Origin of the sequence: Nocardia pseudovaccinii (assembly GCF_050942345.1) — a bacterium.
In the GTDB taxonomy this organism is placed as follows: domain Bacteria; phylum Actinomycetota; class Actinomycetes; order Mycobacteriales; family Mycobacteriaceae; genus Nocardia; species Nocardia pseudovaccinii.
On sequence record NZ_CP192074.1, the window covers coordinates 2562163 to 2578214 of the forward strand.

General features: G+C 66.7%; 12 protein-coding genes and 1 pseudogene. 8 read left to right on the forward strand and 5 right to left on the reverse strand.

Annotated features, from left to right (window positions below):
* Positions 1–39: 39 nt before the first annotated feature.
* Positions 40–801, reverse strand: coding sequence for a Mut7-C RNAse domain-containing protein (locus tag ACQPZ2_RS11630; RefSeq protein ID WP_433525546.1), 762 nt, complete (start codon positions 799–801; stop codon positions 40–42).
* The gene (locus tag ACQPZ2_RS11635) at positions 798–1952 is read right to left on the reverse strand and encodes an FIST signal transduction protein (protein WP_433525547.1); all 1155 of its coding nucleotides are present in this window, start codon (positions 1950–1952) and stop codon (positions 798–800) included. Before ACQPZ2_RS11635 ends, ACQPZ2_RS11630 begins: the two co-directional genes overlap by 4 nt.
* Before the next feature lie 325 nt (positions 1953–2277).
* Here ACQPZ2_RS11635 and hrpB point away from each other — a divergent pair, with 325 nt between their 5' ends.
* Positions 2278–4692 (forward strand): ATP-dependent helicase HrpB, encoded by a 2415-nt coding sequence (gene hrpB, locus ACQPZ2_RS11640; RefSeq protein WP_433525548.1) that lies wholly within the window; start codon positions 2278–2280, stop codon positions 4690–4692.
* Positions 4693–4703: 11 nt separating this feature from the next.
* Here the strand turns inward: hrpB and ACQPZ2_RS11645 are convergent, their stop codons facing one another.
* Complete coding sequence (locus ACQPZ2_RS11645) at positions 4704–5081, reverse strand: DUF488 domain-containing protein (protein WP_433525549.1); 378 nt, start codon at positions 5079–5081, stop codon at positions 4704–4706.
* A 223-nt stretch (positions 5082–5304) separates the two neighbouring features.
* Between ACQPZ2_RS11645 and ACQPZ2_RS11650 the strand changes: the two are divergent.
* Positions 5305–5712 (forward strand): annotated as a pseudogene (locus ACQPZ2_RS11650) (NADH:flavin oxidoreductase); the annotation flags it as partial.
* A gap of 214 nt (positions 5713–5926) precedes the next feature.
* Here the strand turns inward: ACQPZ2_RS11650 and ACQPZ2_RS11655 are convergent.
* Entirely contained in the window at positions 5927–6409 is a 483-nt protein-coding gene (locus tag ACQPZ2_RS11655) for an adenosine-specific kinase (RefSeq protein ID WP_433525550.1), read from the reverse strand.
* Between the two features lie 367 nt (positions 6410–6776).
* Between ACQPZ2_RS11655 and ACQPZ2_RS11660 the strand changes: the two genes are divergently transcribed.
* The 6 genes from ACQPZ2_RS11660 (at position 6777) to gatB (ending at position 14807) form a co-directional block, all read left to right on the forward strand.
* Positions 6777–7658 (forward strand): serine hydrolase, encoded by an 882-nt coding sequence (locus ACQPZ2_RS11660; protein WP_433525551.1) that lies wholly within the window; start codon positions 6777–6779, stop codon positions 7656–7658.
* A gap of 150 nt (positions 7659–7808) precedes the next feature.
* The gene (locus ACQPZ2_RS11665) at positions 7809–9899 is read left to right on the forward strand and encodes a protein kinase domain-containing protein (protein WP_433525552.1); all 2091 of its coding nucleotides are present in this window, start codon (positions 7809–7811) and stop codon (positions 9897–9899) included.
* Between the two features lie 71 nt (positions 9900–9970).
* Positions 9971–11005, forward strand: a complete 1035-nt coding sequence (locus ACQPZ2_RS11670; protein WP_433525553.1) for an ATP-dependent 6-phosphofructokinase — start codon at positions 9971–9973, stop codon at positions 11003–11005.
* Between the two features lie 64 nt (positions 11006–11069).
* Positions 11070–11513 carry a hypothetical protein gene (locus ACQPZ2_RS11675; protein WP_433525554.1) on the forward strand — a complete coding sequence of 148 codons (444 nt, stop codon included), beginning with the start codon at positions 11070–11072 and terminating at the stop codon, positions 11511–11513.
* A 220-nt stretch (positions 11514–11733) separates the two neighbouring features.
* The gene (locus ACQPZ2_RS11680; protein WP_433525555.1) at positions 11734–13116 is read left to right on the forward strand and encodes an alpha/beta hydrolase family protein; all 1383 of its coding nucleotides are present in this window, start codon (positions 11734–11736) and stop codon (positions 13114–13116) included.
* A 185-nt stretch (positions 13117–13301) separates the two neighbouring features.
* Complete coding sequence (gene gatB, locus ACQPZ2_RS11685; protein ID WP_433525556.1) at positions 13302–14807, forward strand: Asp-tRNA(Asn)/Glu-tRNA(Gln) amidotransferase subunit GatB; 1506 nt, start codon at positions 13302–13304, stop codon at positions 14805–14807.
* Between the two features lie 81 nt (positions 14808–14888).
* Here gatB and ACQPZ2_RS11690 read toward each other — a convergent pair whose 3' ends face one another.
* A complete protein-coding gene (locus ACQPZ2_RS11690) occupies positions 14889–15995 on the reverse strand; it encodes a PQQ-dependent sugar dehydrogenase (RefSeq protein WP_433525557.1) in 1107 nt (368 codons plus the stop codon).
* Between the last annotated feature and the right edge of the window lie 57 nt (positions 15996–16052).

Below are 16052 nucleotides of genomic sequence, written 5' to 3' on the forward strand. Positions count from 1 at the left end.
TTCCGAACTGAAACAGGTTGCCTCGGAGCTGATTTCGGTCTATTGACACAGATAGGATTGGTGCAGGCGGCTGCGGATCGCCTGCACCGTGGCGCTGAGCCGGACCTGGTGCGAGCCCTGCCAGTAGATCCGCCCGCAGGTGCGGCACTTCCGGAACGTGTCGTAATGGCGGCGGGTGAGCGGTTGCAGCCGATCTTCGACCTCGGCTTTGGCGACCGCGACAACGGCGCCACCGCAGCGCAGGCAGCGGGTGAACGGCGCCAAGTGCTCGACGAGATCCAACCGGCGGATCACCTCGACGGTCTGATCGACCGGTTGGTCCGATCTGACGTACACGCCGTGAGTTACGTTGCGCCGCTTCAGCAGTCCACGGTCGCGGGTGAGCAGGGTCCGGTGCTCGGCCGCCGACAGCTCGGCGAGTGCGGCGTCGTCGGCGTCCCACCGACAGTGCACGTCCAGGCCCATCAGCCGCATCAGCTTGGCGAGGCCGCCGAGATTCACGTCGGCGACGAAGCGCGGCTCGCGCAGTGGGTGTGGGCGCACCCTGGTAACCCGGCCGATGTCCAGTGTCTCGAATACGGGATAGGCGGTGATCCGATCGCCTTCGCGGGGGCGCTGGCCGAAGGTGACCGGTTGCCCGTTGACCAGAACCAGGTCGACCTCGGTGTGCGGGATGCCGGCCGCCTCGATGACGTCCTTTACGCTCTGGTGCGGACGGAACGGTCGACGCAGCACCGTGTACCGCTCGTCGGGCCGTAGGAAATCGTTCAGCTCGGCGTAGACCCGCAGGTCGACGCTCATTCGACGAATACCGCCATCGATGCCGTGAATCCGTGCAACGCATTGCGGCCGGCGATGGGACCGATCTCGCCCGCGGCGAAGATGCCCGCGAGCGGTATGCCGTCGAGCAGGTCCTCGATCAGGGCGGCGTCATGGTTCGCGACCCCGAACATCCGGCGCCCCCGTCCGTTGCAGGTGAACAGCAGCGCACCCGCCGGGTGTCCTGGCAGGTCCGAACCCACTCGGACGAGGGCCGCACGCAGATCTTCGTCCGCCCCGACCGCGTCGCGGACCTGGAACTGCACGGTCGTGCCGACCTCGACGAGCTCGCCGATCTCGAGCGCGCCGCTCGACGGGTCGGCACCGAGGAGACCACGGATCAGGAAATCGCCCTGCCCGGGTACTGCCAGATGCTCGTCGACCACGATGCCGATCTGCAACCCGTGTGTCACCAGTTCCTGCTGGTCGGGTGGCAGCACCTCGACGATCTCGCGCAACCGCACGATCGGCGGTCGGCCGCCCAACTCGGTGATCAGCGCGCCACGCGCGCCGGTGACGATGTACGGATAGCCGATCGGTCGGCAGCCCTGCGACACGATGGGGACACCGTGCAGTCCGTGCAGCCGCACGCCGACCGCGCCGGAGGTCACCACATCGCGGTCGCGGAACAGTCGGCAGCCGCCCGGCCCCCGCGCGCCGCTCACCAGCCCGCCCATCACGGTGGTACCGGGCAGCTCGGCGTTCAGGTGCTCGAGCAGAATGTCGGCGGGGAACGAGAACGGGTCGGGCAGCAGCAGGTGGAAGTCGCGTGCGGCCTTGTCGAAGCGGTAGCCCGCGAGTACCCCTCCGGTCGCCGTGCGGACGAAGTCGAGCTGGAATGTCTCGGCGGCGGGCAATCCGGATGCCAGCCATACCGCCACCGCTGGCTCGTCCTCGATCTCACGGCGGCCGGCGACGATCGCCTGCGCCACACATCCGACGAGTGCGGGCACCTGGACCGTCTCGTGGACTCCGGCGAGGACCGCCGAGGCATCGTCGGTATGCGCACGTGAAGCCAGCAGCACAGCGAGCGACGGCGTCTCGCCCGCGATCTGATCGCGGGCGTGCGCTGCGGCTTCCGCTCCTGCCTGCCACGCTCCCGGCGCGGTGGAGAGCCCTACTCCGATCCGCACATCTCTATCGTAGCGAACCCCTATGTGAGCGCTGGTAGTGTTGCCGCACAAGGTATTTCGTCGGAATCGGACCAAAATGCGCCGTTGGAGCGGTGGGTGTGGGCATCGGTAAGGGATCCGGCTGGGCGTCTGGATGCTGAGGGCGCCGTAATCCCAGCACAACACGTTGCAGGCGCGTGCTTGGTCGGCGCGTGTTCGTCAGCGCAGGTGCTCGCGTCGAGAATTCCCGGTTCCCGATCGGGTTCGTCGTGCACCGATGGCTGCGCGGCACCGCCCACGGGGCGAGGTTCAGGTCCCTTCGTGCCGGGCTGCAGACTGGTTGGCAATGAAACTGCCCGAGCTTCCTGATCTGCCCGTGCGTGACGCGCTCGATCGCGTTGTCGCGACATTGACCGAGGGTGGTACCTCCGTATTGGTCGCGCCGCCGGGAACTGGGAAGACGACATTGGTGCCGCTGGCGTTGGCGAATCTCGGGCGAGTGGTGGTGGCCGAGCCTCGCCGTTTGGCGGCGCGAGCGGCGGCGGGGCGGATGGCCGCGCTTTGGGGTGAGTCGGTGGGGGAGACGGTCGGGTATTCGGTCCGGGGAGATCGGCGGGTCAGTGCCCGGACCCGGATCGAGGTCGTCACCTCCGGGTTGCTGGTGCGGCGGTTGCAGGGCGATCCCGAGTTGGCGGGCGCGGATGTCGTCGTCCTCGACGAATGTCATGAGCGGCATCTCGACGCGGACCTGCTGTTGGCGTTGCTGCTGGATGCGCGGGCCGGGTTGCGGCCGGATCTGCGGGTGCTCGCTACGTCGGCAACGGTTGCGGCCGAACGTCTTTCGGCGCTACTGGGTAGTGCGCCAGTGGTGGAAGTGCAGGGGCGGGCCTATCCAGTGGAGACGACGTATGTTCCGTCGTTGCCGAGGGAACGGCGCGAAGCGCAGGTGGCCCGCGCCACGCGGGCGGCGCTCGGCGGGGGCGACGGGGACGTGCTGGTCTTCCTGCCCGGAGCAGCCGAAATCCGCCGGACCATGGATCTTTTGGCGGATGTAGACGTGGATCTGGTTCCGTTGCACGGCAGGCTTTCCGCTGCCGGGCAGGATATTGCGTTGCGGCCGGGCTCGCGGCGGCGCGTCGTGTTGTCCACCGCTGTGGCCGAATCGAGTTTGACGGTGCCGGGGGTACGCGCCGTGGATTCGGGTTTGGCTCGAGTACCGCGCATCGATCGGGGACGCGGGTTGTCCGGCCTTGCGACAGTTCGCGTTTCGGCTGCTGTCGCCGAACAACGGGCTGGGCGCGCGGGACGCGAGGCTCCGGGAAAGGTATGGCGCTGCTGGCCGGAGTACGAGAACGGCACCCTGCCTGCCTATCCGGAGCCGGAGATTCGCACGGCGGATCTGACGCGTCTCGCATTGGAGCTCGCGTGTTGGGGCACCCCCGATGGTCATGGCCTGGCGTGGTGGGATGCACCGCCGCAGGGCGGATTGGCCGCTGGCCGAGATGTGTTGCGCGCGTTGGGAGCTGTGACCGGAGCGGGCGAGGTCACTGAGCGTGGCCGACACATGGCACGAGTCGGACTGCATCCCCGATTGGCGCGATCGCTGCTCGACGGTGCCGCCGAGGTCGGCACCCGGGCGGCGGCGGAAGTTGTCGCGGTACTCGACGACGACACCCTCGTGCCCGGTGTCGATCTCGTGGCCGGTCTGCGCGCGTTGCGGCGTGAGCGTCCGCCGCGCTGGCGGCGGGAGGTCGAGCGTCTGTCGCGGTTGGTCGACGCGACGGATGGCGACGACGATCCGGCTTTCGTTGTCGCACTGGCACATCCGGAACGACTGGCACGGCGACGTGGTCCTGGCTCGTCGAGCTATCTGATGGCGGGTGGCACGGCGGTGACCCTGCCGCCGGGTTCCGGATTGGGTGATGCGGAATGGCTGGCCGTCGCGGTCGCGACACGCGATCCGGGGCGTTCCGACGGGCGGATCCGGTCGGCCGCGGTCGCCGACGAAAAGCTCGCCCGGCGTGCGGCATCGAGTCTGCTGCAGATTGCGGACGAGGTGGACTGGGTAGACGGTGATGTGGTTGCCCGGCGGGTCGAACGATTGGGCGCGATCATGTTGTCGGAGCGGCAGATTCGTGATCCCGATCGCCAATTGCTCAGCACGGCAGTGCGACGCGGCCTGAATTCGACCGGACTCACTCTGCTGCACTGGGATTCCGATGCAGTAGTCCACCGCCAGCGCCTCGACTTCCTGCACCGCACACTCGGCGCCCCCTGGCCGCCGGTCGACGACGAATCACTGCTGGCCGATGCCGACGCCTGGCTCGGCCCCGAACTCGCGACGGCGCGACGCCGCGCCGACCTCGAACGCATCGACGCGGGACAGGCACTGCGTCGCCTGCTGCCGTGGCCCGATGCCGCGCGCATGGACGAACTCGCGCCGGAGCGCCTGCCGGTGCCATCCGGCAGTCGCGTCCGTCTCGACTACTCGACCGACCCGCCGGTGCTCGCGGTCAAGGTGCAGGAGGTCTTCGGCTGGACGCGGACACCGTCGCTGGCCGACGGGCGAGTGCCGATCGTGCTGCATCTGCTCTCACCCGCCCAACGCCCCGTCGCGATCACCGCGGATCTGGCCTCGTTCTGGCGCACCGGCTGGCCGCAGGTCCGCAGCGACCTGCGCGGTCGCTACCCCAAGCACGCGTGGCCGGAGGATCCCACCAGCATGCCCGCTCACCGCGGCACCGCCCGTAACGCCGGCTAGGTCCAGACGCGTCAGTCCGGCGAATTCGCCTCTGCCGCAATCCAGTTCGCCAGGACGGCGGCCTGGCTGTGGTCTACGTCGCGGGTGGCGGTCAACAACGTCACCGGATGTTCGCGGGCGATGTCGCGTAGTTGCGCGACGGCGTCGCGGTGCTGAGTATCGCGCAGCTCGGCCAGATAGCGGCGACGGAATTCGGCGAAGCGCTCGGGCTGGTGCCCGTACCACTTGCGCAGTTCGGTCGACGGTGCGATGTCACGCATCCACTCGTCCAGGTGCGCGTCTTCCTTGCGGATCCCGCGCGGCCAGACCCGATCGACGAGCACGCGGGTGCCATCCGACGGAATCGGCGTTTCATAGATTCTCCGGTAGGTGACGCGCTGGCTCATCATGCTCCCGTCCTGAGCTGGTCACTTCTCCTCGCGTGGAGCTCTAGAGGTAGCTCCCATGCTAGGCCTCCCGTAGTCGGCAATCATCGGTTCAATCAATGATTGAACCGATGCTGGGAACGGGGTTGACTGCAATCATTGTGGAACAGGCAGCTGCGGCGGCCACACGCGAGCGGCGATTGCTGGCGGCCGAGCGACTCTTGTTGACCGAGCGGTACGACGATGTCTCGGTATGCGCCCCATGCACGTTCCGGACCTGTCCGAAATCGCCTCGGTCATAGTCGATTACGCGAATGCCGCCCGGCTCGCCGGGCAGTCGGGTTTCGATGCGGTCGAAATCCACTTCGGCCACAACTACTTGGTGAGTTCGTTCCTGAGCCCCCTACTGAACCGGCGCAAGGATCGCTACGGCGGATCCCCGGCCGACCGCGCCCGGCTTGGCCGCGAGGTCGCGGTAGCGGTGCGCGAAGCCGTCGGCGACCACTTGGCTGTCACCGCGAAGTTGAATATGGAAGACGGTGTGCGCGACGGTCTTTCACTCCCGGAGTCATTTCAGGTGGCCGCCTGGCTGGAATCGGACGGCGCACTGGATGCGTTGGAACTCACCGCGGGCAGCTCCCTGCTCAATCCGATGCTCGTGGTTCCACGGCAACGAATGCATGCCCACCATCTACACCCGCACCCACTGCGTCCTCGGTCCCCCGACTGACAATTAGCCGAGAATGTATTGGTGGCGGGGCGCTCTCGGCGAGATTTGCCGCCACCGATACATGGTGATCGAGTGTCCAGATCCCAGGACCAAGCTTGCCGCAGGCGAGGGCGGGCAGCCTCTATCGAGGCGGCGGGTATTACAGCTTGTATCCGATTTGGCGCAGTAGTTTTTTGCGGGCTTCTTTGTCGGCGGGGCTTTCGATGCCGAGCGGTGCGCCCCCGTCGACGACTCCGATAATTCCGCGTCCCGATTCGGTCTCGGCAATCAATATCTCGACCGGATTTGCGGTGGCGCAGAATATTCCACAGACCTCGGGGACCTGCCGTACCGCATTGAGCACATTGACCGGATAGCCCTCGCGCAGGAACACGATGAACGAATGTCCTGCGCCGACCGCGACGGCATTCTTGGTGGCGAGCTCGGTCAGATCGTCGTCATTGCCGGAGGTCCGGATCAGCCGCGGCCCGGACGCCTCACAGAATGCCAATCCGAACCGCAGATGCGGACTGATCCCGACCAGTGCCTCGTGCAGGTCCTCGACCGCCTTGATGAAGTGGGCCTGCCCGATGATGACGTTGAGATCGTCCGGCTTATCGATGTGTACCGAAGTCAGCTCCATCGAACTATCCTGCGCCGCATTCGAGCCCCTGCGCCAGGGTGACACGCCCGTCCCTTCAAGGCGCGCAGTACCCCTGGTACCAGGAAAAGTGGGCGGTGTCGGATTTGTCGAGTACGTTGCGAGGCGATGAACACAAGGAGTTCGCGGATGAGGGTGGCAGCGCGCGGTCATGGACTACCAGTGGCGCAAAGCGGACGCATTACGGTGTACATGCCGGTTGACCACGCTGTAAGCCGTTGTCGCTGTTCGGGGTTCGGCGGCGTGGGCGCGGTTGCGGTGGGCGGTCGGTGTCGATGCCAAGTACGGTGTCGGGACGCCGTGTTGACATCGAAACGCGGGGGAGTTCGAAACGAGAATGTGTCGAAGTATGTATTTTGAGCTATCCCGGCGCCTGCGAAAAGCGGTCGGCGTTACCGCGCTGGCCGGACTCCTCATGGTGGCCGGATGCGGCACGGACGCCGACAAGTACTCTGCGGAGCCCAGTATCACCGCGGCCGCGGCGCACACCGATCAGCAGCACCTATCCGTCACTGTGCCGGGCACACTGGCCGCCGGTTTCCAGGAACTGCAGTTGAGTGTGCACGGCAAGCTGGGCATGGCGATCATGCCGGTCGGCGGCGAGAAGATGGTGACCTTCGGCGACTGGACCACCGGACCCGCCTGGTCGACGATGAAGGTACCGCTGGTCATCGCTTCGCAGCGCAAGAGTTCGACGAGTTCGAGCTACGCGGCGACGGCGGCGATCACCCAGTCCGACAACGCCGCGGCCGATACGCTCTGGCAGTCGCTCGGCACCGGCCAGGAGGCGGCCAAGGCGGTCGAGGCAGTGCTGCGCGAGGGCGGCGATACCAAGACCACGGTGCCCGCCACCAAGACGCGCTCCGATGCCTCCGCATTCGGACAGGCGGATTGGGCGCTCACCGAACAGGTTCGGTTCGCCTCCCGGCTGCCATGCCTATCGCAGAGCTCGGACGTGATCGATCTGATGGAACAGATCACGTCGAGTCAGCGCTGGGGCCTCGGCGAACTCAAGGGCGCGCAATTCAAAGGTGGTTGGGGGCCCGACACCTCCGGCTCCTATCTGGTCCGCCAATTCGGCCTGATCCAGGGACCGGGCGGTCAGATCGCGATCGCCATTGCCATCCAACCCGATTCGGGCAGCCTCTCCGAGGGAACGAACATCCTGGACCGGCTCGCCACCGTGATCTCCCAGCACCTCGACGAATTCTCCGGCGGCAGCTGTTCCTGATCCCGATCGAGTCGGCGCCCGCGGGTTCGCGCGGCGGCCCCGTGGGCGCGCACACTTGACCGGGTAACGGTGGCACCCGAGAATCCCGACTAACGGGTGAGATCGCAGGACCACGACCGTGGCGCGGTTCGGCGAGGTGGAGGTAACGGGGTGGATGAAACGCAGTCGCGGGCCGGTACGCGATTCGGACCCTACGAATTGCGTGCACTGCTGGGCCGCGGCGGGATGGGGGAGGTCTACGAGGCGTACGACACGGTCAAGGATCGGGTGGTCGCGGTCAAACTGCTGCCCATGGCGCTGGCCGACGATCCGCGGTTCCAGCAGCGATTCCGGCACGAATCCCGGGTCGCCGCGCGGCTGGCCGAACCGCACGTCATCCCGATTCACGACTGGGGCGAGATCGACGGTGTGCTCTATATCGATATGCGGCTGGTCCGGGGCAGCGATCTGCGCTCGGTGCTGCGCGACAAAGGACCGCTGAGCCCCACCCGTGCGGTCGGCATCATCGAACAGGTGGCGGCCGCATTGGATGCCGCGCATGCCGAGGGTTTGGTGCATCGTGATGTGAAGCCCGCCAATATCCTGGTCACCCCTTCGGATTTCGCGTACCTCGCCGACTTCGGCATCGCCCGCTCCGAGCGCGACCCCAGCGTCACCGCGACCGGCCAAGCCATCGGCTCCTACAGCTACATCGCACCGGAACGATTCGACACCGCCCCGATCGGCGGCACCGCCGACGTCTATTCCCTCGCCTGCGTGCTGTTCGAATGCCTCACCGGTACACAACCTTTTCCTGCCGACGGAATGAGTTCGCTCATCCGAGCCCACCTTTCGACGCCACCACCCCGTCCGACCACCAAACGAGCCGGACTGCCCGGCGCGCTGGACGAGGTCATCTCCCGCGGCATGGCCAAGGAACCCGCCGACCGCTACCCAACGGCCCGCGCACTCGCCTCGGCAGCCAGAGCTGCGGTATCGGGCACATCGTCCGTCCCGAACTCGGACTTGCCCACCGCCCAGATCGCCAACCCACAACCCGCCCCAGCGACCATCATCTTCCCGACCTTCGGACCGGAATCGACGATCGATCGGCAGTCGCCGAACTGGCCACAGCAGTCAGCCGGGTCGCAATCAGCAGGCGGCCCGCAGCAGTCGGGTGGATCGCTGCCGGGAGGTGGTCCGCGGCAGTCGGTCGGGTCGCAGTCAGCTGGTGGTGTGCAGCAGCCAGGCGGTTCGCAGCTGGGTCCGCAGCAGTCTGGTGGATCGCAGCAGTCTGGTGGACCGCAGCAGGCAGGTGGCCCGCCCCGGGCGGGCGGTGCGCCGCAGGCAGGCGGGGCGCAACAGCCAGCTGGTCCGCGGTCGGCAGGCGGGCTGCATCAAGCGGGCGGTTCGCAGCAGTCGGGCGGTTCGCCGCGGGCGAGTGGTTCCCGGTCGGGTGGGCCGCGATCGGTAGGTGGTTCGCTGCGTGCGGGTGGATCGCAGTGGGCCGGGGGTTCGCAATCGACGAGCGGACCGCAGTCGCCGGGCGGTTCGCAATTGGTGGGCGGTTCGCAGACGAGCAGTCCGGCATCGGAGAGTGGGCTGCAGTCGGGCGGCCAGCCACAAGGGAGCGGTTCGCAACAATCGAACAGATCTCAATCGCAAATCGGGCCACACTCCACCAGCGGGCCGCAGCAGATCACCGGACTCGAGCCGACTCTCGTGCCCCGGCACTCATCGGATCCGATACGCCGCGATATTCCGCCGCATGACGCGACCACCGAGGCGCTGTCGAGAACCGTCGGAATGCCGATGCCCCGATCCGACGCACCATATCCACCGGATCCGACACCCATTCCTGCGCGTCGATCGATGCGCATCGTCTGGATCGGCGCGGTGCTTGTAGTCCTGGCGATCGGGGGGATTGTCGGCTGGCAGGTGCACAACGCAAGCGAACATTCCGGTCGGCCGACGACCACGACCATGCCCGCGCACCTGCCCGCCGGTGCGAAACCGTGCGCCCAGCTGTATCCGGCGCTCGGCCGTTTCACCTCGTCCGCGATCGGCACCACCGTCACCAGTTGCGCCTTCGCCGAGGAGGTGCGTAAGGCGTACGCGAATGGTGGTGACAGCACTATTACCGATCGGTCGGTCATGGCGCACAGCCCGATCAACAATCGGGATTACACGATGAATTGCACGGCAGGTGATCAGTTCGCAACCTGTAGCGGCGGCGAGAACGCCATCGTCTATGTGTATTGAGTCGTAGCCGTTACCCGGTGTTCACGGGGGTGCGACCGCGCGATCGCGCGAAGCGGTGCAAGATATGCGCCATGCGCATCGGAGTGTTGACCGGAGGCGGCGACTGTCCAGGACTGAACGCGGTCATCCGTGCCGTCGTTCGCACCGCGAACGGACGCTACGGAGACGCGATCATCGGCTTCCAGGACGGCTGGCGCGGGCTACTCGAAGACCGAAAGATCACCATTCAGAACGACGATCGCACCGACCGCCTGCTCACCAAGGGCGGCACGATGCTCGGCACCGCTCGCACCAATCCCGACAAACTGCGTGCGGGACTGGACCAGATCAAACGCACCCTCGACGACAACGGGATCGAGGCACTGATCCCGATCGGCGGCGAGGGCACGCTCACCGCCGCGAGTTGGCTGTCCGACGAGGGTGTCCCGGTGGTCGGGGTGCCGAAGACCATCGACAACGACATCGACTGCACCGATGTCACTTTCGGCCACGACACCGCGCTGTCCATCGCCTCCGAGGCCATCGACCGGCTGCACACCACCGCGGAATCGCATCAGCGCGTCATGCTGGTCGAGGTGATGGGCCGCCACGCGGGTTGGATCGCGATCAACTCGGGCGTGGCGGCGGGTGCGCACCTCACGCTGGTTCCCGAGGTGCCCTTCGACGTGGACGAGGTGTGCTCGATGATCAAGCGCCGCTTCCAGCGCGGCGATAAGCACTTCATCTGCGTGGTCGCCGAGGGTGCGCATCCGGCCCCGGATTCCGGATTCGCTCTGCTCGAGGGTGGCATCGACGAATTCGGCCACGAACGGTTCACCGGTGTCGCGCAGCAACTGGGGACCGAGATCGAACGCCGCATCGGCAAAGAGGTCCGCACCACCGTGCTCGGTCACGTCCAGCGCGGCGGCAGCCCGACCCCGTACGACCGGGTGCTGGCGACCCGGTTCGGTCTGCATGCCGCCGAAGCCGTACATGCCGGACAATTCGGCCAAATGGTTGCTCTGCACGGCACTTCCATCGATCTGGTCCCATTGTCCGAGGCCACCAAGCAGCTCAAGCGGGTGCCCGCCGAGCGCTACCGCGAAGCCGAGGCATTTTTCGGCTGATTCCGGCGGTTGTTGCACAATCGAGACCTGCCGAATTCCTTGTCGCACAGCTACTCTGGTCGTCGTGGCTCAACTCCAGGTATCCGACCTGCCCACCGATGCTGTCGCCGTATTCCGCCGCCGTGCTCGCATCGCGGGCATATCGATCGAAGCTCAGGTCCGTCAGGAACTGATCGCAATGGCGCGTCGGCGAACTTCCGTGGACACGATCGTGGAATTCCTGGAAGCCCAGGGCCGCGATCTGACCCCGCAATTCGACTCCGATGCGGTAACCCTCATCCAGGTCTACGATCTGCCCGCCGACGCCCTCGGCATGTTCGGTCGCCGCGCCCGCGCCGCCGAACTCCCGCTCGGCGCATACGTGCGCCGTGAACTGCTCGCCATCGCGCGCCGCGGCGGCATGTCGGACGCCATGCTGGAATTCCAAGAGGCACAAGAAGACGACCCCACCCTCGAACTCGACATGGACGCGATCGCCGCCGCAGTTCGATACGCCCGCGGGGCCTGAACCTACGTCCCGGAGTTCCGCTGGCGGGAGCGATCGGGGCGGCGGTTGCTCGGGCGAATGGCAGCGATTGTCACGCCGGTTCGAGGCGCGGGCGGAGGTTGTTGCCGCGCAACGATGCCGGTTCGCTGAGCGGTCGTGCGCCGGTGTGGCGGGCGTGACCGCGAGGCCGCGCGCCCCGGAGTTCGTCCGGATTGTCCACGCGGATCGGTAATGTTGTGACATGCGCACTGGGCGATGGCTCGTCTCGGTTCTGGTCCTGATCGTTGCGTTGGTGGCGGGGTGTTCGTCATCGGATAAGGGCCGGACCCGGTCGTTGACCGGGGATTGGCATGGGTCCATCGAGGTGCCCGGCGCGCCGTTGGCGGTGGGGGTGAGTTTCGCCGATAACGGCAGCGCCACCATCGACATCCCGTCGCAAGGTGTGAACGGCGCGGCGCTGAAAGATGTTTCCGCCGAACCGGATCGAGTGGCGTTCACGATTCCGGACACTCCGGGTGATCCGGTGTTCGACGGCAAATCGGACAAGGATGCCAACCGGATCAGTGGTGAGTTCCGGCAAGCGGGCCAGAGCCTGCCGTTGACGCTCGAGCGCGGCAAGATCGGGACGTCCGCGCATCCACAGGAGCCGAAACCGCCGTACCCCTACCGCTCCGAGGACGTCACTTACCGCAACGGCGATATCACCATCGCGGGCACACTGACCCTGCCCGAGGGCAACGGCCCCTTCCCGGCAATCCTGATGATCTCCGGCAGCGGCCCCCAGGACCGCAACGAAGAACTCATGGGCCACAAGCCTTTTCTGCTGCTGGCCGACACCTACACCCGCGCGGGTTATGCCGTACTGCGTACCGATGATCGTGGCGTCGGCGGTACCAGCGGCAAACTCGACGACGCCACTTACCACGATCTCGCCGCGGATGCGGCCGCCGGCGTGCGCTTCCTACGCGCCCGCCCGGATATCGACCCGGCACGCGTCGGACTGTTCGGCCACAGCGAGGGCGGCTATCTCGCACCCCTGGTGGCATCGCGCCCGGACAGCGGCGTTGCCTTCGCGATCCTGATGGCGGGCCCCTCGGTACCGGGCTGGGAGGTGCTGATCGAGCAGAACCGCGCACTGCCCAGCGCGGCGGGTGCAACGCAGTCCCGAATCGATGATCAGGTCGCCTACATCACCGACTGGACCAACCTGATCCGCGCCGGTGACCTGGCCGCGGCAAAGGACCTCGCCTACCGCCACAACGAATCCCTCCCGCCGAACCAGCGCGCCTCCGCGGAAACCCTCGACGCCTACAACACCACGTACATGGCGTCCTTCATCACCTACGACCCGGCCCCCGCCCTCTCCGCCCTGCGGATCCCGGTCCTGGCCTTCTTCGGCACCAAGGACATGCAGGTCCTCGCCACCCAGAACGAACAACCGATGCGCGACCGCCTGGCCGCCGACCCGGACGTCACCGTGCACGTCTTCCCCGACCTCAACCACCTCATGCAACCGGCCAACTCCGGCTTGCCCAGCGAATACACCGGCATCGAAACCACCATCGCCCCTGACGTCCTCACCTACACCACCACCTGGCTCACCCAGCACACCCAACCCCGTTAGCCGAACCGCCCCGCTGGTCCCGTGTCGTCCCGCTCGTCTCGTGCGCACAGCTGGTCCCGTGTCGCACAGCTGGCGAGGTCGGCTCCGGCGATGCGACAGCCCAGCCGATGCTCCCGACGAGACACGGCGGTCGACGGGTGCGGTCGCTTGGCGAGGGCGGTGGGCGGGTCAATAGACTGATCACTATGAGTGCACCCACCGTCGACTTGATGGACTATGCCGATGTCATCGACCGGTTCGAGCCGGTGCTCGGCATGGAGGTTCACGTCGAGCTGAACACCGCGACCAAGATGTTCTGCGGTTGTCCGACCGAGTTCGGCGCGGAGCCGAACACCCAGGTGTGCCCGGTGTGCCTCGGTCTGCCCGGCTCGCTGCCGGTGGTGAACGAGCAGGCCGTGGCGTCGGCGATCCGGATCGGGCTGGCGCTGAATTGCGGAATCACCCCGTGGGGCCGGTTCGCGCGCAAGAACTACTTCTACCCGGACCAGCCGAAGAACTACCAGATCAGCCAGTACGACGAGCCGATCGCCACCAACGGTCACCTCGATGTGGTTCTCGACGACGGCAGTACTTTCCGTGTAGAGATCGAGCGCGCGCATATGGAGGAGGACACCGGCAAGTCCACCCACATCGGTGGCTCGACCGGCCGCATCCACGGCGCGAGTCACTCGCTGCTGGACTACAACCGGGCGGGTGTGCCGCTCATCGAGATCGTTACCAAGCCGATCACCGGCGCGGGGGAGCGGGCACCGGAAGTGGCGCGCGCCTACGTGACCGCGTTGCGTGAGGTCCTCGAGTCGCTGCGGGTCTCCGACGTCAAAATGGAGCAGGGCTCGCTGCGTTGCGATGCCAACGTTTCGCTGATGTCCATCGGCGCGACGGAATTCGGCACCCGCACCGAGACCAAGAACGTCAACTCGCTCAAGAGCGTCGAGGTCGCGGTTCGCTTCGAAATGCGCCGCCAGGCCGCCATTCTCGCCGACGGCGGTTCGATCGTGCAGGAGACCAGGCACTTCCACGAGAGCGACGGCACCACCTCGCCAGGTCGCCGCAAGGAGACCGCCGAGGACTACCGCTACTTCCCCGAGCCGGACCTGGAACCCGTTGCGCCCGCGGAGGATTGGGTAGAGCAGCTGCGCACCACCATCCCGGAGTACCCGTGGCTGCGCCGCGCTCGTATCCAGTCCGACTGGGGCCTGTCCGCCGAGGTCATGCGCGACCTGGTGAACGCGGGTGCGCTGGATCTCATCATCGCGACCGTCGATGCGGGCGCTCCGGTCAACGAGGCCCGCTCGTGGTGGGTCGCCTACCTCACCGAAAAGGCCAAGGAGCGCGAGGTTTCCCTGGAGGAACTGCCGATCACGCCCGCCCAGGTGGCCGAGGTGATCAAGCTCGTCGAATCGAAGACGGTGAACAACAAGGTCGCCAAGCAGGTCGTCGACTTCGTGCTCGCGGGCGAGGGTGATCCGGCCAAGATCGTCGAGACCAAGGGCCTCGGCATGGTCAGCGACGAGACCGCGTTGCAGGCGGAGGTGCAGAAGGCGCTCGAGGCCAATCCCGATATCGCCGAGAAGATCCGCTCGGGCAAGGTACAGGCCGCGGGCAAGATCGTCGGTGACGTCATGAAGGCGACGCGCGGCCAAGCCGATGCGGCTCGCGTGCGTGAGCTCGTGCTCGAGGCCTGCGCCTGAGTTCGGTCCGCACCGGCGGTTTCCCGACGAGCCGCAGTGGGCGGGTCCCCAGGGAACCCGCCCACTTTGCTGTCGGCGCGGTTAGTCCGGCCCGGTGCCCTGCGACGGCGGCGGGATCTTGATCACCCGATCGTCGAACGGTCCGTGATTATCGTCATTGTTGACGGTGGTCGCCCAGATGGTGCCGTCCGCACCGGCTGCCGCACCGCCGAGCCTGCCGTATTTGTCCTGCACGGTGAACGTCGGCGTGGCGGTGATCGCGTGGGTATTCGCATCCGGATTCGCGATCGCCATCGCCTTCGCTCCCGACATCGCGATCGCCACCACATCGGGTCCGGCCGCGCAGCCGCCGACGCCGGGCCGATCCGGCCAAGTCCACGCGGTGGTGATCGATCCGTCCCGGCCCAGGCGCTGCAGCCGATCTTCGGTCGGGGTGCGATCGGTGATCCAGACGCTGTCCTTACCGTCGTCGCACAGATCGCCCGCCGTGCCGAGGCCCGACGCCACGACCTCCGCATTGGCTCCCGGTGACGGCGAATTGATCCGCAACACCTTGCCCGCCAGCGACGACGGCGCGCTTGCCAGACCGGGATTGCCCGCATCGCCGGTCAGCACCAACAGTTCGGTCGGCGAAATGAATTCCAGCGCACCGTGATTGCCGACCGACCCCTTCGGAATTCCGGTGAGGATGGTCTTCGGCGGCCCGTTCTCCGCGATGCGCACCACCCGGTTATCGGATCCGGTGGTGATGTAGGCGTAGATGAGTCCGTCCTCGCGATAAGTCGGCGAGAGGGCGATATCGGAGATGCCGCCGTCACCGGAGCCGTCCACGTCCACCTGGCCCACCAGGATCGGCGGCGACTGCGGATCACTCGGATCCACCGCGACGGTCTTGTAGATGCGTCCGGTGCGCCGCTCGGTGACCAGCGCATCCTCGCCGAGCGAGATGATGCCCGCGGTGGAATCCAGGCAGGTTGTGATCACATTCGGATCCGGATCGATGCACGGGCCGGTCGGGCGCGGGCGCTGCGAGGGGCTCTGCTGCGGCGATTTGGGTTCGGCGGGGTTGAAGGTCGGTTCGGGTGTGAACGGGCTGGAGGCGGAATCGTCGAATCGGGCGCAGCCGACCAGCAGGACGGAGCCGAGCGCCAGGCTCAGGGCGATACGCCCCGCGACAACCAAACTCATGGTTCAGACGTTACGGAAACCGCGGCCGATGTGCCGCTCCGGGTCGATAAACGGACA

Excerpts from the sequence above, each read along its gene's own strand:
- ACQPZ2_RS11690 (WP_433525557.1), bottom strand. The coding sequence starts at position 15,995 with ATGAGTTTGGTTGTCGCGGGGCGTATCGCCCTGAGCCTGGCGCTCGGC.
- gatB (WP_433525556.1), top strand. The coding sequence starts at position 13,302 with ATGAGTGCACCCACCGTCGACTTGATGGACTATGCCGATGTCATCGAC.
- ACQPZ2_RS11630 (WP_433525546.1), bottom strand. The coding sequence starts at position 801 with ATGAGCGTCGACCTGCGGGTCTACGCCGAGCTGAACGATTTCCTACGG.
- ACQPZ2_RS11645 (WP_433525549.1), bottom strand. The coding sequence starts at position 5,081 with ATGATGAGCCAGCGCGTCACCTACCGGAGAATCTATGAAACGCCGATT.
- ACQPZ2_RS11680 (WP_433525555.1), top strand. The coding sequence starts at position 11,734 with ATGCGCACTGGGCGATGGCTCGTCTCGGTTCTGGTCCTGATCGTTGCG.
- ACQPZ2_RS11655 (WP_433525550.1), bottom strand. The coding sequence starts at position 6,409 with ATGGAGCTGACTTCGGTACACATCGATAAGCCGGACGATCTCAACGTC.
- ACQPZ2_RS11670 (WP_433525553.1), top strand. The coding sequence starts at position 9,971 with ATGCGCATCGGAGTGTTGACCGGAGGCGGCGACTGTCCAGGACTGAAC.
- hrpB (WP_433525548.1), top strand. The coding sequence starts at position 2,278 with ATGAAACTGCCCGAGCTTCCTGATCTGCCCGTGCGTGACGCGCTCGAT.
- ACQPZ2_RS11660 (WP_433525551.1), top strand. The coding sequence starts at position 6,777 with ATGTATTTTGAGCTATCCCGGCGCCTGCGAAAAGCGGTCGGCGTTACC.